The sequence below is a fragment of the Microcoleus sp. FACHB-68 genome, from assembly GCF_014695715.1.
In the GTDB taxonomy this organism is placed as follows: Bacteria; Cyanobacteriota; Cyanobacteriia; order Cyanobacteriales; family Oscillatoriaceae; genus FACHB-68.
In genome coordinates this window covers 735,428-761,680 of sequence record NZ_JACJOT010000006.1, presented here as the reverse complement: position 1 = coordinate 761,680, position 26,253 = coordinate 735,428, and the positions used below count along the sequence as shown (strand labels likewise).

Annotated in this window: 18 protein-coding genes; 11 read left to right on the top strand and 7 right to left on the bottom strand. The window is 49.5% G+C overall.

Features of this window, described 5'->3' with window-relative positions; genetic code table 11:
• Nucleotides 1–2: 2 nt before the first annotated feature.
• On the top strand, nucleotides 3–1,571 hold the full coding sequence (locus tag H6F73_RS07670) for a pentapeptide repeat-containing protein (protein WP_190758368.1): 1,569 nt from the start codon (nucleotides 3–5) through the stop codon (nucleotides 1,569–1,571).
• A 192-nt stretch (nucleotides 1,572–1,763) separates the two neighbouring features.
• Complete coding sequence (locus H6F73_RS07665; protein WP_190758163.1) at nucleotides 1,764–2,369, top strand: DUF1517 domain-containing protein; 606 nt, start codon at nucleotides 1,764–1,766, stop codon at nucleotides 2,367–2,369.
• Between the two features lie 118 nt (nucleotides 2,370–2,487).
• On the opposite strand, the gene H6F73_RS07660 is transcribed toward H6F73_RS07665, so the two are convergent.
• Nucleotides 2,488–4,983, bottom strand: coding sequence for a response regulator (locus H6F73_RS07660; RefSeq protein WP_190758162.1), 2,496 nt, complete (start codon nucleotides 4,981–4,983; stop codon nucleotides 2,488–2,490).
• Between the two features lie 362 nt (nucleotides 4,984–5,345).
• On the opposite strand from H6F73_RS07660, the gene H6F73_RS07655 reads away from it, so the two are divergent.
• Nucleotides 5,346–6,209, top strand: a complete 864-nt coding sequence (locus H6F73_RS07655) for a hypothetical protein (RefSeq protein ID WP_190758161.1) — start codon at nucleotides 5,346–5,348, stop codon at nucleotides 6,207–6,209.
• Nucleotides 6,210–6,228: 19 nt separating this feature from the next.
• On the opposite strand, the gene H6F73_RS07650 is transcribed toward H6F73_RS07655, so the two are convergent.
• A complete protein-coding gene (locus H6F73_RS07650; protein WP_190758160.1) occupies nucleotides 6,229–6,420 on the bottom strand; it encodes a hypothetical protein in 192 nt (63 codons plus the stop codon).
• Between H6F73_RS07650 and H6F73_RS07645 the strand changes: the two genes are divergently transcribed.
• The 6 genes from H6F73_RS07645 (at nucleotide 6,400) to H6F73_RS07625 (ending at nucleotide 11,310) form a co-directional block, all read left to right on the top strand.
• On the top strand, nucleotides 6,400–7,983 hold the full coding sequence (locus H6F73_RS07645; protein WP_190758159.1) for an ATP-dependent DNA helicase: 1,584 nt from the start codon (nucleotides 6,400–6,402) through the stop codon (nucleotides 7,981–7,983). The two genes, H6F73_RS07650 and H6F73_RS07645, sit on opposite strands and share 21 nt — an antisense overlap.
• Nucleotides 7,984–8,175: 192 nt before the next feature.
• Nucleotides 8,176–8,388 carry a DUF2839 domain-containing protein gene (locus H6F73_RS07640; RefSeq protein WP_190758158.1) on the top strand — a complete coding sequence of 71 codons (213 nt, stop codon included), beginning with the start codon at nucleotides 8,176–8,178 and terminating at the stop codon, nucleotides 8,386–8,388.
• Nucleotides 8,389–8,966: 578 nt separating this feature from the next.
• Nucleotides 8,967–9,098 (top strand): hypothetical protein, encoded by a 132-nt coding sequence (locus H6F73_RS26920; protein ID WP_277882588.1) that lies wholly within the window; start codon nucleotides 8,967–8,969, stop codon nucleotides 9,096–9,098.
• Nucleotides 9,099–9,184: 86 nt separating this feature from the next.
• The gene (locus tag H6F73_RS07635; RefSeq protein ID WP_190758157.1) at nucleotides 9,185–9,529 is read left to right on the top strand and encodes a DUF1815 family protein; all 345 of its coding nucleotides are present in this window, start codon (nucleotides 9,185–9,187) and stop codon (nucleotides 9,527–9,529) included.
• Nucleotides 9,530–9,822: 293 nt separating this feature from the next.
• Nucleotides 9,823–10,704, top strand: a complete 882-nt coding sequence (locus H6F73_RS07630) for an alpha/beta hydrolase (protein ID WP_190758156.1) — start codon at nucleotides 9,823–9,825, stop codon at nucleotides 10,702–10,704.
• 162 nt (nucleotides 10,705–10,866) lie between these two features.
• Complete coding sequence (locus tag H6F73_RS07625) at nucleotides 10,867–11,310, top strand: GNAT family N-acetyltransferase (RefSeq protein ID WP_190758155.1); 444 nt, start codon at nucleotides 10,867–10,869, stop codon at nucleotides 11,308–11,310.
• Nucleotides 11,311–11,383: 73 nt separating this feature from the next.
• Here H6F73_RS07625 and H6F73_RS07620 read toward each other — a convergent pair whose 3' ends face one another.
• Together H6F73_RS07620 and H6F73_RS07615 are read right to left on the bottom strand one after the other, a co-directional pair.
• On the bottom strand, nucleotides 11,384–12,028 hold the full coding sequence (locus tag H6F73_RS07620; RefSeq protein WP_190758154.1) for a Crp/Fnr family transcriptional regulator: 645 nt from the start codon (nucleotides 12,026–12,028) through the stop codon (nucleotides 11,384–11,386).
• A gap of 324 nt (nucleotides 12,029–12,352) precedes the next feature.
• Complete coding sequence (locus H6F73_RS07615) at nucleotides 12,353–13,384, bottom strand: CHAD domain-containing protein (protein ID WP_190758153.1); 1,032 nt, start codon at nucleotides 13,382–13,384, stop codon at nucleotides 12,353–12,355.
• A gap of 356 nt (nucleotides 13,385–13,740) precedes the next feature.
• Between H6F73_RS07615 and H6F73_RS07610 the strand changes: the two genes are divergently transcribed.
• Nucleotides 13,741–14,238, top strand: coding sequence for a DUF3172 domain-containing protein (locus H6F73_RS07610; RefSeq protein WP_190758152.1), 498 nt, complete (start codon nucleotides 13,741–13,743; stop codon nucleotides 14,236–14,238).
• Here H6F73_RS07610 and recF read toward each other — a convergent pair.
• Entirely contained in the window at nucleotides 14,235–15,368 is a 1,134-nt protein-coding gene (gene recF, locus H6F73_RS07605; RefSeq protein ID WP_190758151.1) for a DNA replication/repair protein RecF, read from the bottom strand. The genes H6F73_RS07610 and recF overlap by 4 nt on opposite strands.
• Before the next feature lie 87 nt (nucleotides 15,369–15,455).
• Nucleotides 15,456–18,554: a cation-translocating P-type ATPase gene (locus tag H6F73_RS07600; RefSeq protein WP_190758150.1), complete on the bottom strand. Its 3,099-nt coding sequence runs from the start codon at nucleotides 18,552–18,554 to the stop codon at nucleotides 15,456–15,458.
• A gap of 966 nt (nucleotides 18,555–19,520) precedes the next feature.
• On the opposite strand from H6F73_RS07600, the gene H6F73_RS26440 reads away from it, so the two are divergent.
• Nucleotides 19,521–25,415, top strand: a complete 5,895-nt coding sequence (locus tag H6F73_RS26440) for a CHAT domain-containing protein (RefSeq protein ID WP_242072363.1) — start codon at nucleotides 19,521–19,523, stop codon at nucleotides 25,413–25,415.
• 64 nt (nucleotides 25,416–25,479) lie between these two features.
• Here the strand turns inward: H6F73_RS26440 and H6F73_RS07585 are convergent, their stop codons facing one another.
• Entirely contained in the window at nucleotides 25,480–26,247 is a 768-nt protein-coding gene (locus tag H6F73_RS07585; RefSeq protein ID WP_190758149.1) for a proteasome-type protease, read from the bottom strand.
• Nucleotides 26,248–26,253 lie beyond the last annotated feature (6 nt).

Below are 26,253 nucleotides of genomic sequence, written 5' to 3'. Positions count from 1 at the left end.
TGATGGAAGTTGAGGAACTCCTAAAGAGATATGCAGCCGGCGAAAGAGAGTTTACCGGCATTAACCTCTGTGAAGCTAACCTGAGCAGAGTCAACCTGAGTGGAGCCAACTTAAGTCAGGCGAACATGAGTATCGCCAATCTGAGCGGAGCCAATTTGAGCGGTGCCAACCTCTCCGGCACCAAACTCAATGTCACCCGATTGAGTGGAGCCAATCTCAGCAAAGCGAAATTAAACGGTGCGATTCTCAATGTAGCCAACCTCGTGCGGGCGAACCTTAGCGACGCCGAACTCATTCAAGCGTCCCTCATTCGAGCTGAGCTGATCCGCGCCGAACTGAGCCGAGCCAACCTGATCGAGGCGAACCTCAACGCAGCAGACTTAAGAGAATCCAAACTCAGGCAAGCCAACCTGAGTGGAGCCAACTTAAGTGAAGCCGATCTCAGAGGTGCCTCCCTTGTCGGTGCCAATTTAGAGCAAGCCAAACTGAACCAAACCGACCTCAGTGGAGCCGACCTCAGCGGCGCGAATCTAAGCAACACCGAACTTAGACACGTCAACTTTAATCGCGCCAACCTCAGTGGAGCTGATCTGAGTGGAGCTAACCTGAGATGGGCTGCTCTCAGCGGTGCCAATCTCCAATGGGCCAACCTCAGTGATGCCAAATTGAGTGGGGCAAATTTAATTGGCGCAGACTTGAGCAACAGCAATTTATTAAATGCCAGTTTAGTTCATGCCGATCTTACTCAAGCCAATTTGATCCGAGCGGAATGGATGGGGGCCGATCTCAGCGGTGCCACCTTAACCGGCGCAAAACTTTATGGGGTTTCACGATTTGGCTTGAAAACAGACGGCATGATTTGTGAGTGGGTTGATGTGAGTCCGCATGGCGATCACACGCAACTCCACCGCTTTGAGCCAGAAGACTCTAAAAAGTTTTTTAATCAAACGCCCCCGACTGTGCGAATTGTCATTGATGCACCGCTGGATCAGGAGGCGAATTTTGCCTTAGCAAATGCTTACCATCAAATTGCTCTGCAATATTCAGGCTTGAGCCAACCTCCGAGTATTGCAGTTGGCTACCGCAGAACCGTACTCACATTTCGGGTAGAGAACGACGAGCAATTATTTCCCACCGCTTATGTGGCGATTCTTCCCTTTGAAAATGCTGCGCCGACTCAACGAAATATTATCACACTGATCAAGCAGATCCGAGCGCACGCAACTAGCCACCTTAGTATCCCAGAACTCAGGCGCATCCAGCAGTTAAGCACAACACTGAGTCAAACACTTAACCAAGTTCATGCGATTGAACTGTCAAAAATTTTTCCCACTATGGAGCGGAGAGCTAGTTTCTTCAACGCTCCCACTCACACAATTTTGCTGAATTCTAGTGATCAAAGTTTGAGTGTTTATCACGATCCGAGTTTTGGAAAACGGTTTATGAATTCAGCGAGCACTACAAATCAGAAGACGAGCGCCGACCAGGGAAATTCCTCACAGTTTGCTATCCCGCCCCTTAATATTGTTGTTGATTTCATCAGAGGCTTTTATTCCATTGAAGTTCAGTAGAATTTAATTAAGCTTGAAATCAAGGATTAAAATTATGAAATTTGCAATGCCAATTAGATGTCTAAAAAACTGTACAACTAACCTTATTCTGTGAAATCTTTGTAGGCAATAAATTTATAAAATTAGCCAAGGGCGAAGATTTCAAAACACACGCGTGGTATACTTAATTCCGTGCAAAGGAGAGGAATTAGAATGAACGCTTTGGGCGATCGCTTTAACCAGATGAGAGGCCGCACTCGGTTTGTGGTCTGCCGGCTATTTATTCATTTGGCCGGCGATGAAGTGGCTCCTTTGCTAGGAGTCCTTAATCACGCAGCTAGAGAGGCGATTGAATCTGAGGGAGACCTCGAAGTGATGGGTGAAGAACTCGTTAAAATTTGCCAAAGTCTGCTGCAATCTGATGCCTATTGGCGCTCAGCGGCCAATGAAGGAGATGTCTTTTGGGACGAGGCAGCAGCCGGCGACTATGTGAATGAACTATTTACCGATTCTGCCGAACGCTATTTGAGCGAACCTTACGAAACTGGAGCGGCACCAACAGCAGACGAACCCCTATCTTTGCCGATCACTCATAACTTAGTGGTTATGATTACAGTGGCGTGCGAGGGAGAAGTGCCGGCACTCGAAACCGACCTCTCCCAGGACGATACCCTAAGAGCTGGTCTGAAAGCCCTCATCGATCTACAGTATCGAGGCAGCTTCCGCGCCATTCAAGTGCATTTCTCACCGGCTCAGTTGGGAGATGAACTCACCGACGATCAGCTCATCGAACATTTCCCCGAATTAATTCCACTTTAACTCGCCTTAAGCATTTAAATTTTAGCGTTTGAAAGTCTTTCCGGATATGAAACGATGAGCCATTAAAGCTTTTGTTTTACAACAAGCATCTTAAAATGCAAATTAGATGCATTATCGCCTAAGCACTTCGTCCGACCAATTTAGCGACCGCTGCCGCTAAATCAGTTGGCTCCACCGGCTTCGGCACATGAAGCTGGAAACCCGCCTTCAAAGCCAGAGAGCGGTCTGACTCTCTGGCATAAGCCGTCAAAGCCACAGCCGGCACCTGCCCCCCGTGCTGGGCTTCCAGCGCTCTAATCCGGCGCATCAGGGAGTAACCGTCTTCAAATGGCATTCCAATATCGCTCACCAACACATCCGGTTTCAACTTTTCCAGCGATAAAAGCGCCTCGCCGGCTGAGCTAACCGCCATCACATCAGCCCCATATTGCTTGAGCATCACGCTCAGCAACTCCCTCGTATCCGCTTCATCGTCAACGACCAGCACCCGCAAGCCGTCCAAACAATACAGTTGAGTATTCACCACCGAGGGTTGAATAGAAGCAGCCGCCGGCTGAGGGGCGACGGTTGAAGGCTGAAAAGTGGTTGGCATTTGCACAGTAAACATCGAGCCTTGGCCTTCTCCTGGACTTGCCGCATAGACAGTCCCCCCATGAAGTTCCACCAAATGGCGCACAATTGCTAGTCCCAGTCCCAATCCGTTGTAAGCTCTTGCCGTTGTGCTATCCGCTTGGCGGAAGCGCTCAAACACATAAGGCAGAAAGTCAGGACTGATGCCGATGCCGGTATCCTTCACTTGGATCTGGACATAAGATCGACTCAAATATTCATCCGTAAACTGCTCTAGGCGAACTTCTACTCGCCCCCCATTGGGCGTGAACTTGACGGCATTGGAGAGCAGATTCCAGATAATTTGCTGCAAACGGTTAGAATCACCGGCCACTGAACTCACTTGTGGGTCAAGAAATGATTGAATCTCAATTGACTTGGCTGCAGCCGCCGGACGCACGCTATCGAGTGCCGCCTCAATCAGTGGCACCAGTTCACAGGCGCGGAAATTCAGGCGCAGCTTGCCGGTAATAATCCGAGACACATCCAGCAAATCTTCGATCATCTGCGTCTGGGATCGAGCATTGCGCTCAATCGTCTCTAACGCACGAACCGTCTTTTCTTCGTCCAGCTTGCGGCTTTTAAGCAGCTGCGCCCAACCCAGCATTGCATTCAGCGGCGTTCGCAACTCGTGAGAGAGTGTGGCCAAAAACTCATCCTTCATGCGATTAGCCTCTTGGGCTTCGTAGTAAAGCCGTGCATTCTCAATCGCAATCGCAGCCCGCCGGCCTAAGTCTTCAGCCAAAGCGAGATCAGCTTTAGTGTAATTGCGGCCCGATTCGGCGACTAAGCAGAAAGTCAGAGTTCCCAACTTGCGATCATGAGCGATCAGCGGCACTGTCATCAACGAACGCAACTGAAGATCGCGCATAAACTGAAAATGCTCCTCACTGGTTGCCGCCTCTTGCATCCAGGCATGAGAGACTTCTGGTACAAACGTTGCTTTGCCGGTTAACAAGACATTAGCAGCTGGGTGGTGCTTAAAAGGGTAGGACGGGACGTAATGTTGCACCCGATCAAACCATTCCCGTTTATCCGGATCGACGTGCTGCCACGCCACGCGCTGACTTTTTTCATCGGCAGTCAATACATCAAAAAAACAGCAGTCTGCCAGAGTTGGCACCACTAAACGAGCGATACTCGCGAGAGTGGTTTTGTAGTCTAGAGAAACAGCCAGCACCGAACTCGCTTCAGCCAAAAATCGCAACGCTTCTTCAGCCTGCTTGCGCTCAGTAATGTCGGTAATGGTGCCGGACATCCGGAAAGGCACTCCCCAAGCATCTCGCTGAGCTTTGGCGCGGGCGATACAGTAACGGTACTCTCCAGAAACATGACGCAGTCGTAACTCAACATTAAATGCCACGTTATGCTCTAGGTGAATATGGACTGCATCCATAATTCCTGGTTTGTCTTCTGGATGCATTAGCGAGCAAAACGCTTCATAAGTTCCCTCAAATTCCTCAAGGGATAAACCTGTAATTTCAAATAGCCGGTCGTTCCAATAAATTTTGTTATCAGGAATATACCAGTCCCAAATCCCGTCGTTGGCTCCTTCTAGCACCAGCCGATAGCGTTCTTCGCTTTCCTGCCGGCGCTGGTTAGCCAAAGCTGCCTCCTTTTCAGCTTGATAGAGGCGAATCACACTCCGGAGACTTTTCGACAGATTTTCTGGTGAAACTTTTGCTTTAGAGAGATAATCTGACGCTCCCGCTTTCATTAGCTCAACAGCGATCTGCTCATCTCCCTGACCTGTTAAGACCACTAAGGGCACCTTGACCCCAGCCTGCCGCATTTGTTTTACCAGCGTCAAGCCGTCGCCATCGGGCAGAAGATAATCTAAAAAAACACAGTCAAAAGTGTGCTGTTGGATCGTAGCCAGCGCTGTCGCACAGTCGCCGGCCTCCAACAGTTGCATTCGCACGCCGGCAGCCTTCAGTGCACGTCGCACTGCTATGCGGTCTACCTCATCGTCATCAACTACGAGGATCTTGAGAATCTCTTCCATGCTTTAGAAAGGCTCACTAGCATTTCGCTCACTGTCAAGTATTGCAAAACTTCTTGCTGAAAAAAATATTTTTAACCGAGCAAAATTGTAAGAGATCCGAACAATGTTTTTTCCGAACTCTGGCTGTTTGCGTGGCTCCAGATTTGACAGAGGCTCTGCAAACGGCTGGACGCTCACTTCATTTAGCCTATCAAAAATTACTCAAACTATTGCACACTGAACGTTATCGGGGGAAATCATAGCCGTAGGGCCGGCTGGGATGGCGATTGCCGTTCTCTTCTAAGATGAGGGAGAGTGCCAGTGAACAGCGCCTGCGACACCGGCATTCTTAACAGTTGTTTTTGCAGTCATTCACCGGCTCCATGTTGCGTAAACTTATAACCTTGCTTATGGTGTTGTCCCTCTCTTGGACAACCGTTGCCTGCGGCAGTTCTTCTTCCGTTACTCAATCTCCTCCAAACCGAAACGTCAGCACTTCAGCTCCTCAAACCAGGCTGGCTGACGGCCAGTATCCAGTCCAGCAAGCTAGCTATAACGATGCTAATGGGGAATATAGCTTGTTTTTGCTTAACGCCTCACCGGCAGTCTTTAACACCACTGATTTAAAGATGGCTCAGCTGACAGATGCTGAAATCGCCAATGGCCAAAAAACTTATTTACAGGTTAATGGCGGTGAGGCCAACCTGCACATGAGCCAAGATTTCAAGATTGAGTACGTCCACGCTGTCACCGAGACACAAACCAACCCCCAAACCGGCCAACAACAAACAGTTGTTGTGCGTCGGGAATCTAGTTTCTGGACTCCCTTTGCTGGTGCTTTAGCCGGTCAAGTCGTGGGCAATATGTTGTTTGCACCTCGGTACTATGTACCGCCGGTCTATCAGCCTGGTATAATTTTAACCGGCTATGGCGGACATGGCAGTACATACAATCAAGCGGTTCAGGGATACCAAAGCCGCTACCAAGCACCGCCTCCAGCCGTGCAAAATCGCCGAAATCAATTACGCACCACAGGGCGCATTAACTCAAACCGGCCTGCAACCTCCAATCGCCCATCTTCCAGACCATCTACTTCCAACAGGCCGACTGGTTCCGGTGTTGGATCTAGTAACTTGAAATCATCTGGCCAATCTCGTCCCAGACAAGTCAAACCCGGTTCCGGTTTTGGCAGTGGTGGACGTTCCCCCCGTCCGGCAAGATCAGGCAGTCGGGGCCGTCGTCGCTAGAGCCTCACATTCTTAGGGGCTAGGGGCTAAGGAGAACAGAGGGGTAGAAGGCATGAAAATGTAGAAAATTCTCAATGCCCCATGCCCCATTCCCCATTCCCCAATGCCCCATGCCCCATTCCCCATTCCCCAATACCCTTTTGTTACCTGTGTCAGAATAAAGTCGCAGTAGTTCAAGCGCGGCAGACTCGTGATCGAGGTAGAAGTCCATAACTCACTCCGTACTTTTCTGCGCTCGTCAGGCGAACCTTACTGGCCTCACCATTTGACGATGGCGCGGTTGGTGGCGCGGGCGTTGCGCTTGGGACGTAGCGCCCTGATGCAGACTGGCATTGCTCCTGGTGGCTCTCACGGACGATATCGATTGAGCTATTTGATGCCGGTTTTAATGTGGCCTGAACCGGCAATCTTAGTCGCACGAGAAGATGTGCGGCAGCGCTTGCTTATGGTAGAAATTCCCCAACTGCAACAGTGGATTAAAACGCCAAAAGCGATCCGCACCGGGGATCACTGGCCTTATGACGGCTTCCAAGGGCTGCTAATCACTTCCCCCGAAGCTTGGCTGGCAGACCGGCTGGAACAAGGGAACCGCTTTCAAACTGGCGTTCCTACCGTAATTGATGGCGTTGATGATCTGGAAACATGGGCGCACCAGCAGTTAACTGCCGGCATTCAACCGGCTGACTGGAATGAACTGATGCTGGCGTGTCCACATCGCGCAGATGCTATCCGCAACGCCCGCGTGCGGCTGACACGGGCTTTCTTTCAGCATCCTGTTAATCCCTACGAATGTAATCTGCTCGACGCTCCAGAACAAGAAATTTTGAGGCGTCTTTTCCTATCGCTACAGAAATCTCCAACGCCGGCGGGGTACGGGAACGCCCAAGCTATTGAGCCTTCGCCCTCTATCGCGGATTTTTCGAGTTTGCCGGCTGCGTGGCGCAACTTTTGGCAACGCTGGCAAACGGAGGGACAGTTGAGCTGGGCGGAAATTGAGCGCCGGCAGGGTCAATTTACGTTGTACTGCGGCCCGGTTGAGGTTGCTTCAGCTTTAAGCAAAATTTGGCCACAGCAGCCGGTGGTGTTAATTGGCGGAAATGTAGATTTAGAAACCGAGGCAACCGTTTATCGGCAGCGGGTTGGGTTGCCAGAGATGACTTGCCTGAAGTTCTCCCCAGACCGGCAAAATGAATTAATTCATCTGTATTTACCAGACCGGCTGCCTCTGCCCAACACGCCCCAATTTCAAGACGCTTTAATCCAAGAAATCCGCACCTTATTGAATGCCAGCGCCTTGGCGGGCGGACTCACAGTGGTTTTAGTGGGTGATGTGCCCCTTAAAGCTCAGGTCGGTGCCGTGCTAGCCGCTGAGTTTGGTTCGCGGGTTCAGGTGGAAAAAACTTGTCTCGATGGCAATGGCATCTTAGTCACCGGCTGGGAATTCTGGCGTCAGCATCAGGGAGTATTGCCGGCCCCCCAATTACTCGCTATTGCGACTTTACCTATTCCCTCTCTAGAAAACCCTCTGGTTGCCGGTCGGGTAGCTTACTACAAGCAACAGCGCCTAGACTGGTTTCGTTTATACCTGTTGCCGGTGGCGTTAAGTGAGTTGCAACGCGCGATCATGCCGGTGCGTGAACGCCAAGGGGTTGTCGCCCTCCTCGATACTCGTGTTCTCCACCGCAGCTATGGCCATCAAGTCCTCGCGGCCCTGAGTCCCTTGGCCAGAATTGACTATCTTGATGCCAGTTTATTTGCTCAACCGAATTATTAAGTTTTGGAGCGAGCGACTGTCTTGTGCTTTGCGCCCTTACCGATAAAGGCTTATAGCCATCTCTAACCCATCAAGAATATAGGAAAATGTTACAGCCGGCCCGGTAACTGTAATTTTGTTAAGCAACTCGCTTCTGGCGCAAATGTAAGCGTTATCATCAATCTGAACTAAACAAATTGCTTCTCTAAAGTTATGGGCGAATCTAAACGTCGTAAAGCCGCACTCGGTGAAAACTACGGCAAAGAGTCTAATGTTTTACCCTGGTTGCCGATTACCAAAAGCCAAGCAGGGCAGTTTATGAAACTGAGCAACCGCGTTACTTGGATCGGCATTGGAACCCTAGTTGCTATCTGGGTGACGGTTCTATTCATTGGCCCGTTGCTAGGCTGGTGGCAAGTTAACTAACGCTCGCTAATTTGTTAACCGAGCTAGCGGAAAACCTATACAAATTTCCAATACCTTTCATAACAAATTGCGAACAAATAAAGCCGGCGAAATCCGGCAATTTTCGGGTACAGCTACGGCTGAGCCTATTTTTTTATTGTTCAAATGCGTTACATTCAAAACACCTTAGAGATGGAACCCTATCTGGCCTAATTAAGTCAGGAAAACTAATGAATTGAATAACTGTGCTTGATGATACTTTGCTCCGAAAGAGACTCAGTTAATTTAATGCAGACTCTGCTATTAAGTTAACCTAATCAATAGATATATCCTAAGAGGGATTTTTCTAGCGACATGGGTAACTAAGAGTAGAGTAGCAAAGTAGTTCGGTATAAGGTTTCCGGGAGGGCGGGTGTTAGTGAAAGTAAAAAGACCAAAGTCCAAAGTTAAAAGTCCGAATCCAAATTCAGACTTTTTGTAGGGTACATGGCTTTGCGCTTCTGTTCCTAGCTTTTCTTCAAGGTTCACTACAAACTTCCCCCAAATTGTTCCATCATCTGTCACAAGAAGGCTGAGCGCGAAAAAATCAAGGATGAAGGGTGCTCGATCAACGCTCAATGCCGGCTCGTCGCCTTCCTGAACCCCGCTTACTAACCCGAATAGCTTACAAACCCGAACGAATGGCAGGGGAAGCGTTCACACTCAAAGTTTCCAATCTCCGGGCATTATGAGCGCAGATGTTGCCACAGAGCGTAGAATTGTTAAAAAAATATAAAAAACACACTAAAATCTTAAGTGTGGTGATAGGAGGACAACCGTGTTTCTCAGACTTGCAGCCCAACATCGTCAATTCGTCCAGGATTTAGTCATGAATCTCCAAGCCCTCGCCATCGTGCTAGAGCGGCGAGGATATTTAGCTTCCTGCTATACCTGTGGCGGTCAAATGAACAGCGCCTCTTTTATGGTGAGCCTTGGTGACAACCATCTCATCCGGTTTCTGGTGTCCGACTACGGCATTACCTGGACTGAAATGCGGGATGACCGCGAACTAATGAAATTAGAAGGTGCTGAAGCCATCTCGCAGTTACAGGAATTGGCCAATTTGGTGAAATACCAAATTATCCCCTCTGAATCTCGTTCAACCGTTGCCCAAGAGGCATAAGACGTTGAGAAAACTCTTCTTGTCTCAGGTAGCTTGCCGTGACTGGTGTCCTGTGCGTTGAGGGGACACCAGCAAGCTCTAGGAGACAAGGGATCAGATTTGATCCCCAAAATGTTAGTCTGAATGATGGGGGCTTGAGACGCCAGCGTAAACCATCACCAGGCTTTTGGGGCGAAAGCAGCGCAAGTGTAGCCGCAATTTTAACCAACCCGCGTCGTCAAGCCTCTTAACTGTGTACTTGATGATTAACTCTGTGTGAGGCGCTAACAGCGCAGGAGATTGCGGGAGTGTTAATGAGTGCTCTTGAAGAAATTGGATGGCAACACCATTTTGTTGAAACGAACCGGATTCGTTTGCACTGTGTAACCCAAGGAGAAGGAGAGCTAGTTGTCCTTCTGCACGGGTTTCCAGAGTTTTGGTATTCCTGGCGATATCAAATCCCAGCATTGGCTCGACATTTTAAAGTTGTGGTTCCGGATCTGCGCGGCTATAACGATTCTGATAAACCGGCAAGTGGTTACGATCTTGATACCCTAAGCGCAGATATTCGGGGTTTGATTGAAAGTTTAGGATATGTCAAAGCCCACATTGTAGGTCACGATTGGGGCGGGGCGATCGCGTGGCATTTGGCTCAAAAATTTCCCCAGTATTTAAACCGGCTCGCCATATTAAACGCACCGCACCCGCAAAGGTTTTTGCAAGAACTTGCTAGTAATGTCGATCAACTCCGCCGTAGCTGGTATGTGTTTGCGTTTCAGATCCCTGGATTGCCAGAATGGGTGATTCAGCAAAACTTAAAGGATTTGGTCAAAAACTTATTTCGCCAAACAGCAATTCGCCAAGCGGCTTTTACGACTGACGAAACGAATATATACCAGCAAGCACTCGAAAAGCCTGGAGTGCTGGCGGCAGCGCTGAATTACTACCGGCAAATGCTGACGCCTCAACACTGGTTCTCCCATTGGGGGCAACCGCCTGTGCCGGTGACAGTGCCAACTTTAGTTTTATGGGGTGAAGAAGATTCTTTCTTAAGCCATAAACTGACAGAAGGTTTGGAACATCTGATTTCGGCTCCTTTCAGGCTGCAATTAGTGCCTAATTGTGGTCACTGGATTCAGCAAGAAGCACCCCAAACCGTAAATCGAGAGCTGTTGCATTTTCTGCGGCAATCTTAATTTGCGGTTGATTTAGAAGTGAGGGTGGGGAAGTTGATGTGCCGGTTGCAACCGCAGCAGACAGCTCAAAAACCGCCCTCATAGGTTATGAAAACCTTTCATCCTCCACCGAAGTTTTTTCATAAGATAAAGATTTTCTTGTTAAAAAAAGTAAGTTGAGAAATGAGCGATCTCATAATTAAAACCGTTGCCTACTCTGAAGAAAGCAATGTCATTCAAGCAATTAGACGCTCAGTTTTTCAAGCAGAACAAGGCGTCGATGCCACATTAGATTTTGATGGGCAAGATGAAACGGCAGAGCAGATTGTTGCTTATTTAGATGACGTGCCGGTGGGAACTGCCAGAATTAGATATTTGGATAGTAAAACTGCCAAGATTGAACGGCTGGCGCTCTTATCGGCAGCCAGAGGGCGGGGAATTGGCAAGAAAATAATGGAAAAAGCTTTAGACGCAGCCGCTCAAAAAAACATTCAAGACGTGGTGATTCACGCTCAAGAATATGTCAAAGGTCTGCATCTAAAGCTAGGATTTGTGGAAGAGGGAGAAACTTTTTTGGAAGGCGAAATTCCCCATATTAAAATGAGGAAAAAGTTATCTATATCTTAAAGCAAGGAAATTAGGGGAAAAAGCAAGTTTCCATCTGCTAATGCCGGTCTATTTCTAACGTCCGCTCATTGGCTCACACACGTAGAACTGCAGGATCAGCAGAACTCACAAAACTGGTGTCTTTGATAATGATGTAGCGCTTAGGATCTAGAGTGATCGTCCCCTGTTGCTTTAATTGGCCTAAAATTCGCGTCACAGTCACGCGACTGGTGCCAATCGCACCGGCAATATCTTGATGAGTGAGGCGAATACTCAGGCGAGTTCCTTGGGGCACGGGTTGACCGATTTCCTGCTTTAATAGCACCAACAGTTGGTGCAAGCGTTCCTCCACCCGTCGCAAGCCGGCAATTGCTAACAACGCCTCCATCTGCCGCAGCCGGCGGTTAAGTTGTGGTAACAATTGCTGACACAGAGTCGGTGAAGCTTCTATCTCACTCTGAGAGAACCACATCACGTAAACATCTGAGAGTGCCTTAGCCTGATAGGTTTGTAAAAAACTCAACCAAGGGCCAAAACACATCGAAGGCCCAACCCATCCCAGGAGTCCTTCTTCGCCACTAGGATACAACGTACTCAGCTGTACTATACCTTTGCAGACCTGCCAAACGCCTTCAGGCATTGAAGGAATCAGTTCCCCTTTGGCATAAAAATGCAACCGACGCTCCTCGCTGGCGTCGTGCCGGTCTGTTTCGAGAAGGCTATGGGATGTTGAAAACATTGTAAACCCCAGTAAAGAAACACTGGTTGGAAGAACTCCGCTTCAGTGTAGAGGGTTCAGGTAAAATTTAGGTAATCAAAAGTTTAGTAAAACACTAAATTTTCTGGCTGATTGCCGGCAATTTCTGATGGAGGGCAAACAGACTGGCTATTTTAGGTTTATTGTCAATACCTGTAAGTTTGGGGAGTTGCCGGCAATAAATTTCTCTGCCGGCAATTAACCATACTCGTTATGATTTTACTGAAACGCTTTGCAATTTGACAAATCCAAGCAACAGCATTTAGAGAAGATATTTCTTCTTCTCAAAGCTGGCTTTATGGCAGTTTAGATATCCATCGCCTTATCAGCAGACTGACTCTGAGTACCAACTTGACCATTGACTCGCTGCGGTAGTGGCTGGAGTAATTGCAAGTGAAAGGCTTGCCGCACGGCTGGGTTTAAATACCGCTCCTGTAGAGGTTTCCACCGCTGCCACGCCTTATGGCGAGTTTTTCCAATATGCTCAGCCAATGCCGGCAGCGAACTTTCAATCTCTGAGTCCAAAGTCTCTTTCAGCACTTCTTCTAAAACTTGGCTGTCTTGAATTTCACCCAAAACTTCCTGGATCTCTTTCATATCTTTCACATAAGCGTCATAGGTGGAACCATAGAGATCGCTAAACAAATTCATCTGGTATCGCACACGCTTCACTTGCTTCCGCAGGCTGTGTAGAACCGGCCCGTGACCGGATAATTCTCGATTCAAAACTTTATACTGAAACTCTTCAGGCACGGGAATTTCTGTTTCTTCTAATTTATCTCCCACCATCCAACCGGCATGAAGAAACAACCGGCTCACTTGCGGCATTAGTAAATCGGGTAAAACATCCTGAATTGGCATCGAAGCAATTTCTTGATAAGCCGGCTGTTTCAGCCAGTCTTTTAACGCTTGCTTCAGTTTTTTGTAGCGGTTATGTTTTAGGGTTGTTTGTACAACTTGCAGAACCTTACGCCGATCTTTGCGTAAGTATTTCACGGCGGTGTCGAGCGCATCTTGTTCTGCGGTGGGTAAAGCCGGTTTGCAGTCACGTTCAAGCGTTTCTAGCAGAACGTCTAAATCTCGCAGCATTCCCAGCTGGCGGGCGATTTTAGCAATTTTTTCCTCTTCTGCTGCCTTGGGTAAATCCAAAGCCACCGCAAAGCCGGTGACTGCTGAACGCAGCCGGCGCATCCCCACCCGCATTTGATGCAAAGCTTCCGGATCGCGGTCTTTTAGGACATCAGATTCATATTCAAAGGTTTTCTCAGAATGTTGCTCAATTGCCAGGTAAGCCCAGTCGCCCAAAGTTTGGGCTTTCAGTATTTCTGATTCTTTCATAACAGCGAGTGTATTTAAATGCTATTTTTTGAACTTGAAAGCTGAATATAGGTATATACAGGGCATAGTATTATATCATTATTGATAAACAATTAGAAAAAAGACTTCATTCTCACCAAAAGATTAATCACTCACGGCTGCGCTCATCTGAGTCTTGAGTCTTAGATATCAAAGCGCCGGCAAAAATCGCCCCTGCAAACTTGCGGTAAATTTGCCCGAAATCGAGGAACCAATCCCACCTCAAAAATCCTCACTATTTTAGGTGGCACCCAGCGCCCTCCCAGTCGAAAATCTAAAATCTAAAATGGTAATACCTCGATCCTCATTTCCCCAAGACTCTGGAGTCTACTGAAAGCATGAACCGTAAATCTAGCTCCTCCGCTTTTAATTACACATCCCTAGCGCTGTTTGGCGGTGTTTTTGTTTTGGGTATTGGGATCGGCATTGGCGTGAGTTCTACAGCCAACCTCAGCCCAGAAAACGTCGCATCCCGTGAAGTGATTGACCGCAGTGCACCAAACCCTGAGATTTGCGTTCAGTATGGAGCTAGCGCTGTGGTCATGGACGCCCGGATTTTTATGACCCTCAATCCTTTCAATGTTTATATTTCTCAGCCCAGCATGAGACCGGGATGTGTGCTGCGGACGAATAACTGGTCGATTTTGGAGCAAAGAGGATTGCTCAAACCCGACCAAGTGCGCGATTGTAAGAATCGCATGAATACATTTGGCTTCACCGGCACTTTAGAAGGTTCACCAGATATTAGCTGTATTTATCAAAATGATGCTGCCAAGAACTTCTTCATCAATCAACCGGGTGCAGGCGTGACGGCACCAGAATCCGATAAATTCTAAGCAACGGATATTTGCCCCGCTTGAACAGAGAGAATTTGAGATTCCTTCACCCATGCTCGTTCAAAAGCACCTAAATGGGTGGTGGTGATTAGGGTTTGAAAGCGTTCCTGGATGGCGTCGAGCAGTTGGTTTTGCCGGTGAGGGTCTAACTCAGCTAAAACGTCATCCAGCAGCAGCAGCGGCGGTTCCCCCACCACTTCTTCAATCAATTTGAGTTCTGCCAGTTTCAGCGCCAAAACCAGCGTCCGTTGCTGACCTTGAGAGCCATAAATCCGCGCCGGCGTTTGATCAATCGTAAATTCTATTTCGTCCCGGTGTGGGCCGACGAGGCTGGTGCCTTGGTGCTGTTCTGCAATTGCTTTGAGCTGAATTTGCTCTAAAAAAGCTTGTCGCACGCGTTCAGGATCATCGCGGATCGACACCTCATCAACCGCCCCAATATTGGGTGCGTATCGAATCTCCAGTCTTTCAACTCTGCCACTGATTGCCGAATGCCACGCTTGCGCCAAGGGAGTTAGTCGCTCAAGCGCCCGTGCTCGGCGTCGCGTCACACGAGAGCCGGTGGTCGCTAACTGAGCGTCCCAAAGGGCCAATTCTTCCGTGTGGTTGCCGAATTCTGAACTGTGAATTTTCTTTAAGAGTGCGTTGCGCTGTCGCAATACTTGAGTGTACTGCTGCAAGATATGGGCGTAGATGGGTTCAAGCTGCACGAGTAAACCATCCAACCAATGCCGGCGGTGTTCTGGGCCACCGCGCACCAGATCGAGATCGAGGCTAGAAAACTGCACCGAATTCAGTACGCCCAAAAAGTCTACTTTGCGACGCAGGAATGAACCATTTACCGCACAAGTGCGACTGCCGGCATGACGTAGGGTTAAGGCTAAGTCTACCGGCCCGTTTTGCCGGTGCAGGGTGGCATTAATTTGGCCGGCTGCTTCTCCTTCGCGGATCAAGTCCCGATCGCGTCCCGCTCGATAACTTTTGAGCGTTGACAGTAACCCGACTGCCTCTAGCAAGTTAGATTTTCCCTGAGCGTTGTCGCCCACCAAAATAGTTTTAGGGGCACCAAATTCAACCTGCTGATCAAAGTAGTTACGAAACTGTCGCAGATGTAATGTTTTAAGATACATAGCCCAAACAGTTAGAAGTCAGGATTGGTGAATTGTGCATTCAACCTTTATCCTGACTCCTAGACTCTTAAATTCTGGTTAGCGGTACTAAGTTTTTTGGTTTTGGTTTGATTTGATCGCCCACCCGATTAAGAAAGCCGCTGATAGGCCAAAAAAGGCGGAGGGTAATGACTTTATGACTTGAGCCATCCCGGAGTTTATCGGGATGCTGCGTGGGAATAGACCGCTACCTCCTAACACCAGAGAGCATTTTTGAAACCCGGTGCAGGTAATGCTGCCGGCGGCATAGGCTGCGCCGATTCCTAATAGGAGCAGGAGCAATACAGGGATCAGCCAATTGAGTTTATCCTGGGCTGATGTGTTTCCATGCCCCTTGGAATAGTACCAGCGCACAAACAGCTTTTCCAACTCAATCCAAACAAACATCAAGGCACTGAAGCCAAAACAGATAGCCAGTTCGATTGGGTCAAGCCATGTGGTGCCGAAGAACTGTCGCAGAGGCGGAACGTAAACCAGCATCAGCTGCAAAGCAGTGGTCGCGATCACCGCTGCCCAAATAAACAGATTGGAGAAGGGATTTAGCTCGATCGTTAGCCGAGTATTGGAGCGAATCGCAATAGCGTGGCCCATTTGAGCGAGACAGAGGGTGGTGAACACCATCGTTTTCCAGTGGTCTTTGTAGGCTGGACCCATTGCGAGGGAATGGTTGTAAGCCCACCACATCAGGGTAATGCTGATAATGGCAAAAACAATGCCAATGCGGATCATGTAAGCACCCAAACCCCGTGCAAAAATGCTTTCGCGGGGGTTGAAGGGAGGGCGCTGCATGACATTAGGTTCCGCCGGCTCGACTGCGAGTGCGAGTGCCGGCACGCCGTCTGTGACTAAGTTCATCCACAAAATTTGCAGTGGCGACAGGGGAACCCCTGGTAAACCCATGAGCGGGGCGGCGGCAATCGTGAGAACTTCACCGATGTTGCTGCCCAGGATGTATTTAATAAACCGGCGAATATTGGTGTAGACGGTTCGGCCTTCCTCGGTGGCGGCGACAATGGTGGCAAAGTTATCGTCTAGCAGCACCATGTCGCTGGCTTCTTTGCTCACGTCGGTGCCGGTGATGCCCATTGCAATACCGATATCGGCTTGTTTGAGAGCGGGGGCGTCGTTCACTCCATCGCCGGTCATCGCTACAAATTTCCCTTGACTTTGCAGCGCTTGAACAATGCGAAGTTTGTGTTCTGGGGAGACGCGCGCGTAAACGCTAACGTTGCTCACTTGTTCCTTGAGTTCGTCTTGGGTAAATCTTTCTAACTCTAGGCCGGTGAGGACGCGATCTCCTGCTTTGGCAATGCCTAAATCTTGAGCAATTGCTTGGGCGGTTAACTGGTGATCGCCGGTGATCATGATCGGTCGAATTCCCGCCAATCGGCTCTTGGCCACTGCATCGCGCACTTCTGGTCGAGGCGCATCGAGCATCGTGACTAACCCTAACCAGATCAAGTCTTGCTCAGCTCTTTCTTCGGAGTTTTGTGCCGGCAAGGTTTCTAATGGCTTGTAGGCAAAACCCAACACGCGCAGCCCTTGAGCGGCCATTTGATTATTCTGTCCCAGGATTGTGCTGCGCTGCTCAGCCGTGATCGGTTTGATGGTATCGCCCACCAAAATATGATTGCAACGCTCCAAGACTAATTCTGGAGAGCCTTTGGTGAACATCAAGAAGGGAGATTGGGAAAACGCCTGAAGCTGTAGCCCCCAGTCTCCTGTCCCTTGTTTCTGACAGATCACGCTCATGCGCTTGCGTTCTGAGGAAAAGGGAAACTCGGCAACGCGAGGAATTTTTTGCGACCACCTGTCTTTATTGATGCCGGCTTTCCCGGCAAAGGATAGCAGTGCGCCTTCGGTGGGATCTCCTAGGATTGACCACTGGTCTTTTTCATGCTGCAAAAAGGCGTCATTACAAACGACGCAGGCAATTAGCAAAATTTGCAGTTCTGGATATTTTTCTGGCTCGGTGGTGTGGTTGTCTATTTTAAAGTCGCCGATGGGTGCATAACCTTGGCCGGTGACGTTGAAACTTTGGCTGGCAGTATGGGCCAACTGCACGACCATTTTGTTTTGAGTCAGGGTGCCGGTTTTATCTGAACAGATGGTGGTGACTGAACCCAAGGTTTCCACCGCTGGCAGTTTGCGAATTAAGGCGTTGCGCTTAACCATGCGCTGAGTTCCCAACGCCAGGGTTACGGTAATGACTGCCGGCAAGCCTTCTGGAACGACGGCAACGGCCATACTGAGAGAGACTTCTAATAGTTCTTCAAACCGGCTCCATACCAAGCGAACGCCATCGCCGGTGAAATCAAGCAAACCTCCTACTACTACGATGAACACCAGGATCAGTGAGCCGGATACGAGAACGTTGCCCAGTTGCGTCATCCGCTGCTGCAACGGTGTCGGTTCGCTTTCTACAGACTGCAACAGGGCCGCAATTCGACCGAGTTCTGTCTGCATTCCAGTATTAGTGACGAGCACCTTAGCCCGTCCTTGAACAACTTCTGTTCCCTGAAATACTAGATTGATCCGATCTCCCAAGGCAGTCTCTTCCGACAGATGGAGTGGCGCATCTTTTTGCACCGCATGAGCTTCGCCCGTGAGAGCCGACTCGCGCACTTGCAAGTTAGACTCTTCGATGAGGCGTCCGTCCGCTGCTATCTGCACGCCGGCTTCTAGCAACATCACATCCCCAGGCACCAACTCCTTGGCTGCGACTTCAAATACCTTGCCGTCGCGCATCACGCGCACTAGGGGCGAAGCGAGACGTTTTAGGGCTGCCAAGGCTTTTTCGGCGCGGCTTTCTTGGAGATAACCTAGGATGCCGTTCAGAATAACAATTGCAACAATCGCGATTGCATCTTTGGGAAACCGCTGTGCACGCACATCCAGAATCGCAGAGACGATTGCTACAGCGATCAGCATCAACAGCATGATGTTTTTGAACTGATCTAAAAATATGGCCAGCGGACTGCGACCGGCAGTCTCTTCTAGTTCGTTGGGTCCATATCGCTGCAACCGTTCTGACGCTTCTTGTGACGTTAAGCCAGCGTCTCGATTGCTCTGGAGTCTTTCCAGAGATTTGTCAATTTCCAGGGTGTGCCAAGCTACTGCTGAATCCGGCGGAGAAGTTGATGACATGAGTCGGGTTATCGAGAATGGGATAGAAGCAGCGCAGGAGAGCTCCTACCTTTAGGTAGATTGAGCGATCAACCTAAGGCTACGGTTAGCAAGCGCCGCAGAAGTCCTAGATTTTAGAGTAACCTACCTAGGGTCGCACATCCAGTCTCAAGCTATCCATTTGACATTAAGCCGGTTTAACCTCAGCCGGTCGATCAAAAGCACCCTGAAATTTTCACTCACCTTGAAATTAAGTCCTGAGGCTTAGGTAATCTTAACACCTCTATTGTTTAGTACATCTACCCTCAGTCATGTGTTTACCACTTCTAGAAGAGGTGTCTCGTGTTCTTTTGTGACGGAGGACTTTTCCTATAGCGAGAGTTATTTGAGCTATCATGCGATAATTTTTTATTTTAATATTAAAAATTATATCCGAGTTTCTGTTTCCATCTCATTTTATTACTTAGGTGCTTAGTTTTGGATATTTTTAATAAATACAGTTTCCCATTTTACCTGAACAGCCCTATGGCTACTAGGCGGTGCAACAGTTGTCATTATTGATAACTACAATAAAAATATAATATTCAACTAAATATTTTTACTAAAAGATTAAGTTTTATTTAAATTTAGAATTTAGTGTTTAGTAATTTAGTTGATAAAAATACTCAAAAATTCTTAATATTGAAGCTGTTATAAAAACAACTATTTTATACTTTTAATGATTTTACAAAAAAAACCTTAAAAATTCTTAACTATCGTTTTTGACAGAACAACATTGAAATCATTCCTTCGGAAGAGGTAACTTTAAGGTCTTCGTTAGTTAAACTAAAATAGGGTAAAAGCCTGACGGGTGTAGAAAAAGCTGTGAAAAAATAACATTGCTTGCTGGTAAGGTTAATCTTAGTGAGAGAGCTAGCAATGTGAGGGAAGACAGACAGGGTAGGGTTGCATCTACCACAGCTAGCCACATCTGGGAGGTTAAATCTTATGAAATCAGTTAGTTTTAAAAAAAACTGTCAACAGGCAAAAGATAAACTTTTTTTAGTTCTTAGTTCTTACTTTCTATTTTTTCCCTACTCTCTAGCTGCACAACCTGTTGTACCGGCATCCGATGGCACCGGCACGGTGGTGACACCACAAGGCAATGGATTGCAGATCACTGGTGGCACTCTATCTAAAGATGGAGTGAATCTTTTTCACAGCTTTACCCAATTTGGCCTCAGTGCCGGTCAAATTGCCAACTTTCAATCAAACCCAGCCATTCTAAATATTTTAGGTAGAGTGACTGGCGGCAATGCTTCCATCATTAATGGATTAATTCAAGTAACGGGCGGCAACTCAAACTTATTTTTAATCAACCCAGCCGGCATAGTATTTGGCCCGAACGCATCTTTAAACGTGCCGGCAGCTTTCACCGCCACAACGGCTAACAGCGTCGGCTTTAATTCAGGCTGGCTTAACGCAACGGGTAACAACGACTACGCTGCCTTAGTCGGCACTCCCAGCGCCTTTACCTTCTCGTCTTCGCATTCGGGCGCAATCGTCAACAGTGGCGCTCTGGGGGTAAAATCGGGCCAAAACTTAACCTTGCTCGGTGGCACCGTGATCAACACCGGCAGCGTTTCTGCCCCCGGAGGCGAAATCACCATCGCCGCAGTCCCCGGAGAAAGCACGGTACGCATTACCCAACAAGGGCATCTCCTCAGCTTAGATATATCTAAACCCTCTGCACCCGTCTCGCCTTCTACCTCTGTTGCCCTGTCTCTTCCAGAATTGCTCACTGGCGGCGGTGGAAATCATGCAACAGGTTTGACAGTCAACAACGATGGCACCGTACAGCTAAGTGGTTCCGGTCTAAAAGTACCTAATGAAGCCGGTGTGGCAATCGTAGCCGGCTCAGTTGATGTCTCAAACACTCAAGGGCAGGTTCCCTCACCGGGCGGCAATATCAACATCTTAGGCAATACAGTCGGACTAGCCGGTGCCAAGATTAACGCTTCAGGCACCACGGGCGGCGGGAATGTGCTGATCGGCGGCGATTATCGGGGAATGGGCTTAGTGCCAAATGCGACAAATACATACGTCAGCAGAGATTCACAGATCGCCGCAGACGCTATAGCAGCCGGCAATGGGGGCCGTGTCATCGTTTGGTCTGACAAAGTCACCCGATTTTATGGCAATCTCAGTGCCCGTGGCAGCAACACTGGTGGGGACGGGGGTTTTGCTGAAATCTCAGGTAAAGAAAACCTCGCCTTTGATGGCACAGTTGATCTGAGCGCACCGAACGGCGAGTTAGGCACTTTACTGCTAGACCCGGAAAATATCCTCGTTGTCAATGGGAATAACGCAGCAGATGACAACCAGTTAGACGATGGTCAAATCTTAGCCGGCGATGATCCAGGAGAAACCTACACAATTTCTCAAAATAATATTCAAAGACTTTTGCAAAATGGCGACGTTATCTTAGAAGCAACAAATAATATTACGATTAACAGTAATTTTCAGATCAGCGGCACAACTGGCTCACTAACTTTTACAGCAGATGCGGACAGTAATGGGAATGGGGCATTTGTGGCGCAAGATATGCGATTCCCAAACCCAGCACGGGAAGACATCACACTGACAATTTCAGGAGCGAGTTTAAGCATTGGTGGGATCGAATCAAGAGGTAGAAACATTAACCTCTCTAGCAGCGGCCCTATCACCACCGGCACGATAGACACTTCTCATCCGGCTCGTGATAGCGGTGATGTCAATATCAATGCCGATGGCAACATTAATGTAGTATCCATTAGCACCCAAGGTGGTAATAATAGCCAAGGTGGGAATGTTGATATTACAACCGAGCGATTTTTACGAGTTACAGGGTCTTTCACTGATCAGAATGGCATAAATGCAAGTATTTCTACTGCCGGTTCGCAAGGGGGTTCGATCTCCATTGAGCATGGGGGCGACGCCACTAATCCGGTAACGCCTTTTATTGTTGGGAATGCCAACATTAATGGAACGGCAGCCGCCATCACAAGTGGGGCTAACAATACGATTTCAACCATTACATCGATAGTTGGGGCCGAAATCCTAAGCAATATTCAAATTAATCCTTCATCCCCAGCACCCAGCCCAACACCAGAGCCAGCACCCAGCCCAACACCAGAGCCGGCACCCAGTCCAACACCAGAGCCGGCACCCAGTCCAACACCAGAGCCGGCACCCAGTCCAACACCAGAGCCAGCACCCACCCCAACACCAGAGCCAGCACCCAGCCCGACACCAGAGCCAGCACCCAGCCCGACACCAGAGCCAGCACCCAGCCCGACACCAGAGCCAGCACCCAGCCCGACACCAGAGCCAGCACCCAGCCCGACACCAGAGCCGGCACCCATTCCCACGCCGATTCCAACACCAGCGCCCATTCCCACGCCGATTCCCACGCCGATTCCCACGCCGATTCCAACACCAGCGCCCATTCCCACGCCGATTCCCACGCCGATTCCCACGCCGATTCCAACACCAGCACCAGTTCCAGCGCCCATTCCCACGCCGATTCCAACACCAGAGCCAGTTCCCACACCCATTCCCACGCCAGAACCGACTCCAACACCAGAGCCGGCACCTATTCCCACGCCCATTCCCACGCCCAATCCCACACCAGAACCGACTCCCACACCAGAGCCGGCACCTGTTCCCACGCCAGAGCCGGCACCTGTTCCCACGCCCATTCCCACACCAGAGCCAACACCAACACCAGAGCCGACTCCCACACCAGAGCCGACTCCCACTCCTGAACCGACACCAGAGCCGACTCCCAGCCCAACACCAGAGCCGGCACCTATTCCCACGCCCAATCCCACACCCAATCCCACACCAACACCAGAGCCGGCACCAACACCAGAGCCGGTACCTGTTCCCACACCAGAGCCGACTCCCACACCAGAGCCGACTCCCACACCAGAGCCGACTCCCACACCAGAGCCGACTCCCACACCAGAACCAACACCAGAGCCGACTCCCACACCAGAGCCGACTCCCAGCCCAACACCAGAGCCGGCACCAACACCAGAGCCGGCACCTATTCCCACGCCCATTCCCACTCCTGAACCGACACCAGAGCCGACACCAACACCAGAGCCGGCACCCATTCCCACGCCCAATCCCACACCAGAACCAACACCAACACCAGAGCCGGCACCAACACCAGAGCCGACTCCCAGCCCCACACCAGAGCCGGTACCTGTTCCCACACCAGAGCCGACTCCCACACCAGAGCCAACACCAACACCAGAGCCGACTCCCACACCAGAACCAACACCAGAGCCGACTCCCACACCAGAGCCGGCACCGACTCCCACTCCTGAACCGACACCAACACCAACGCCAGAGCCGACACCAACACCAGAGCCGGCACCCATTCCCACGCCCAATCCCACACCAGAACCAACACCAGAGCCGACTCCCACACCAGAGCCAACACCAGAACCAACACCAACACCAGAGCCGGCACCAACACCAGAACCGACACCAGAACCAACACCAGAGCCGGTACCGACTCCCACTCCTGAACCGATATCATCAGAAACACCAGAGCCGACACCAACACCAGAGCCGGCACCTATTCCCACGCCCAATCCCACACCAGAACCAACACCAGAGCCGACTCCCACACCAGAGCCGACACCAACACCAGAACCGACACCTATTCCCACGCCTATTCCCGCACCAGAGCCGGCACCAACACCAGAGCCGGCACCAACACCAGAGCCGGCACCTGTTCCCACGCCCATTCCCACACCAGAGCGGGCACCAGAGCGGGCACCAGAGCCAACATCCACACCAGAGCCGACTCCCACACCAGAGCCGGTACCGACTCCCACTCCTGAACCGATATCATCAGAAACACCACAGCCGACAGCAACACCAGAGCCGGCACCTGTTCCCACGCCCATTCCCACACCAGAGCGGGCACCAGAGCGGGCACCAGAGCCGACACCGGCTCCAACACCAGAGCCAACTCCAGAGCCGGCACCATCACCAACACCAGAGCCAACACCAGAGCCAACACTAGAGCCAACTCCAGAACCCACACCCAATCCCACTCCAGAAACGGCACCGACTCCAATACCAAAGCCGGCACCTATTCCCACGCCAACTCCAACGCCTGCACCAACTCTAGAACCGGCACCTGTTCCGATGCGGCGTCCCAATCCGACACCATCTCCTGATCCCAAATCTAGTCCTGTTCCACCCTCAGTAGCTGTTCCAACGCCGCGTACCAATCCAACGTCGGCACCTGTTCCCACACCAAGTCCAATTCCGGCACCCAGTTCTAATCCAACGTCGGCACCTGTTCCCACGCCTAGCCCAAGTCCGACACCGGCACCTGTTCCCACACCAAGTCTGATACCGGCACCTGTTCCCACACCAAGTCTGATACCGGCACCTGTTCCCACGCCTAGCCCGACTCCGACACAGGCATCTGTTCCCACGCCCAGTTCACCGTCCTACTCAGCGAGCGGCCTACAGTATCAGCAGAGCGTCACATCTTTAGTGACATCCGCTCCTGAACCACAAATTGAAACTAATAGCAATTCTCCCAAGGTAGAAATCGATACTGCTGCTTTTGAAATTGACCAATCTTTCACGAGTCAATTTGAAGCTTATCTGGGGATTTCTGAGGAGAACGCGTCTCCAACCCTGGCAGAAAGCCGTCAAATTCTGAGTGATGTTGAGCGGGCAACGGGTACTAAACCGGCATTGCTGTATATTCGCTTTATCCCAGATGGGGGTGGAATTAATCCCTCAGTCAATCCTGAGTCTAAAACCCAAGGGAAGAACAAGGGACACGAGAAAGATTCACTAGAACTGGTAATGGTAACTGCAACGGGAGAGCCGATTCGGAAGCGAATACCCTATGCGATGCGTTCTCAGGTGCTAGAAGTGGCGAAACAATTTCACCAAGAGGTAACGACTGCCTCAAAGCGCAACACGAACAGTTACTTGAAACCGGCACAGCAACTTTATAAATGGCTGTTGGCACCGTTAGAGGAGGAACTCGAAGCCCAAGGCATCCAGAATTTAGTGTTGATTCTTGATTCTGGATTGCGAACAATTCCTGTTGCCGCACTGCATGATGGGCAACATTTTCTCATAGAAAAGTACAGTCTTGGCCTCATGCCCAGCCTGAACTTAACGGATACTCGTTACCAAGACATCAGGAAGATGGAAGTGCTGGCAATGGGAGCATCAGAATTTACTGACAAAACTCCCCTGCCGGCAGTGCCGGTGGAACTCAACGCGATTGCCAAAGATGTCTGGACAGGTGAGTTGTTCCTCAACGAAGCATTTACTTTGGACAATCTAAAATCCCAGCGCAATGCGCGTGCGTTTGGAATTATTCACTTAGCCACTCATGCAGAATTCCAAAGGGGTAAAGCTAGCAATTCCTACATTCAGTTGTGGGACTCTAAGTTGCAAATGGATCAAGTACGGCAGTTAGGCTGGCATAATCCAGCAGTAGAGTTGTTAGTGCTTTCTGCCTGCCGCACGGCAGTCGGAGATGAGGAAGCCGAACTGGGGTTTGCCGGCTTAGCCGTACAGGCAGGAGTCAAGTCCGCTTTAGCGAGTCTCTGGTATGTGAGTGATGAGGGCACCTTGGCGTTAATGACCGAGTTTTACCAACAGCTGCATACGGTGCCTATCAAAGCCGAAGCATTACGGCAAGCACAAATTGCAATGATTCAAAATAATGTGCGATTGCAGCAGGGTCATTTGCTAAGTTCTAAAGACAATATTGCCTTACCGCCCAGTTTAACAAACTTGGCCAATAAAAATTTATCCCATCCCTATTATTGGGCCGGCTTCACAATGATTGGCAGCCCGTGGTAACAAACAGTAAACACTTATTCAGCATTTGAAAGATGGGAAACCACGCTGTATTTAACAGCATTATTCAGTCAATAATAACGTCTGTTTGAGGCTCCTCTAAATAATGCTGCCAATCGATATTAGGCATATGATCAAACGCATTTTTTAGATATTCCTCCCATAATTTCCGCATTTTTGCGAGGTAAGGATCTCCCAGCCGCAGTTGGAGCTGATGCCGAATTACAAACGTGTCAGTTTCGTACATCACCATGTTAATGGGAGGGCCAACAGAAATGTTAGATTTCATGGTGGAATCTATTGACAAAAGGGCACATTTAGCAGCCGCTTCTAATGGAGTTTCAAAGGTGAGGGTGCGGTCTAAAATTGGCTTGCCATATTTAGTTTCTCCAATCTGAAGAAACGGCGTTTCTTTAGTGGCGTGAATACAGTTTCCCTGACTGTAAACTAAATATAATGCCGGATCTTCTCCCTTAATTTGACCGCCAACAAGTACGCTAGCTTGAGCGTTAATGCCATCTTGCTTCAGCCAAGCTTTGTCTTGCTCCTGAATCTGCCGAGTTTTGCTCCCAATATAGCGGGCAATTTCATACATTGTGGGCAGAGTATGGAGAGAGATTTCTTCTTGAGTTTGGATGTCTTTGCGTAATAAAGTGAGTACGGCTTGGGTCATCGACAGATTTCCTGATGTGCAAATCAGGAGCACTCGTTCCCCCGGATTGGAAAAATCAAAGAGCTTTTGGTAAGTGGAAATATAATCGACACCGGCATTGGTGCGAGAGTCAGCAGCAACGACTAAACCAGAACGGGTAACGATACCAAGGCAATAAGTCATGAACAA

Bases quoted from the DNA above. Each gene is read 5' to 3' on its own strand.
- H6F73_RS07670 (WP_190758368.1), top strand. From the start codon at position 3: ATGGAAGTTGAGGAACTCCTAAAGAGATATGCAGCCGGCGAAAGAGAG.
- H6F73_RS07665 (WP_190758163.1), top strand. From the start codon at position 1,764: ATGAACGCTTTGGGCGATCGCTTTAACCAGATGAGAGGCCGCACTCGG.
- H6F73_RS07660 (WP_190758162.1), bottom strand. From the start codon at position 4,983: ATGGAAGAGATTCTCAAGATCCTCGTAGTTGATGACGATGAGGTAGAC.
- H6F73_RS07655 (WP_190758161.1), top strand. From the start codon at position 5,346: ATGTTGCGTAAACTTATAACCTTGCTTATGGTGTTGTCCCTCTCTTGG.
- H6F73_RS07650 (WP_190758160.1), bottom strand. From the start codon at position 6,420: ATGGACTTCTACCTCGATCACGAGTCTGCCGCGCTTGAACTACTGCGA.
- H6F73_RS07640 (WP_190758158.1), top strand. From the start codon at position 8,176: ATGGGCGAATCTAAACGTCGTAAAGCCGCACTCGGTGAAAACTACGGC.
- H6F73_RS07630 (WP_190758156.1), top strand. From the start codon at position 9,823: ATGAGTGCTCTTGAAGAAATTGGATGGCAACACCATTTTGTTGAAACG.
- H6F73_RS07625 (WP_190758155.1), top strand. From the start codon at position 10,867: ATGAGCGATCTCATAATTAAAACCGTTGCCTACTCTGAAGAAAGCAAT.
- H6F73_RS07620 (WP_190758154.1), bottom strand. From the start codon at position 12,028: ATGTTTTCAACATCCCATAGCCTTCTCGAAACAGACCGGCACGACGCC.
- H6F73_RS07615 (WP_190758153.1), bottom strand. From the start codon at position 13,384: ATGAAAGAATCAGAAATACTGAAAGCCCAAACTTTGGGCGACTGGGCT.
- H6F73_RS07610 (WP_190758152.1), top strand. From the start codon at position 13,741: ATGAACCGTAAATCTAGCTCCTCCGCTTTTAATTACACATCCCTAGCG.
- recF (WP_190758151.1), bottom strand. From the start codon at position 15,368: ATGTATCTTAAAACATTACATCTGCGACAGTTTCGTAACTACTTTGAT.
- H6F73_RS07600 (WP_190758150.1), bottom strand. From the start codon at position 18,554: ATGTCATCAACTTCTCCGCCGGATTCAGCAGTAGCTTGGCACACCCTG.
- H6F73_RS26440 (WP_242072363.1), top strand. From the start codon at position 19,521: ATGAAATCAGTTAGTTTTAAAAAAAACTGTCAACAGGCAAAAGATAAA.
- H6F73_RS07585 (WP_190758149.1), bottom strand. From the start codon at position 26,247: ATGACTTATTGCCTTGGTATCGTTACCCGTTCTGGTTTAGTCGTTGCT.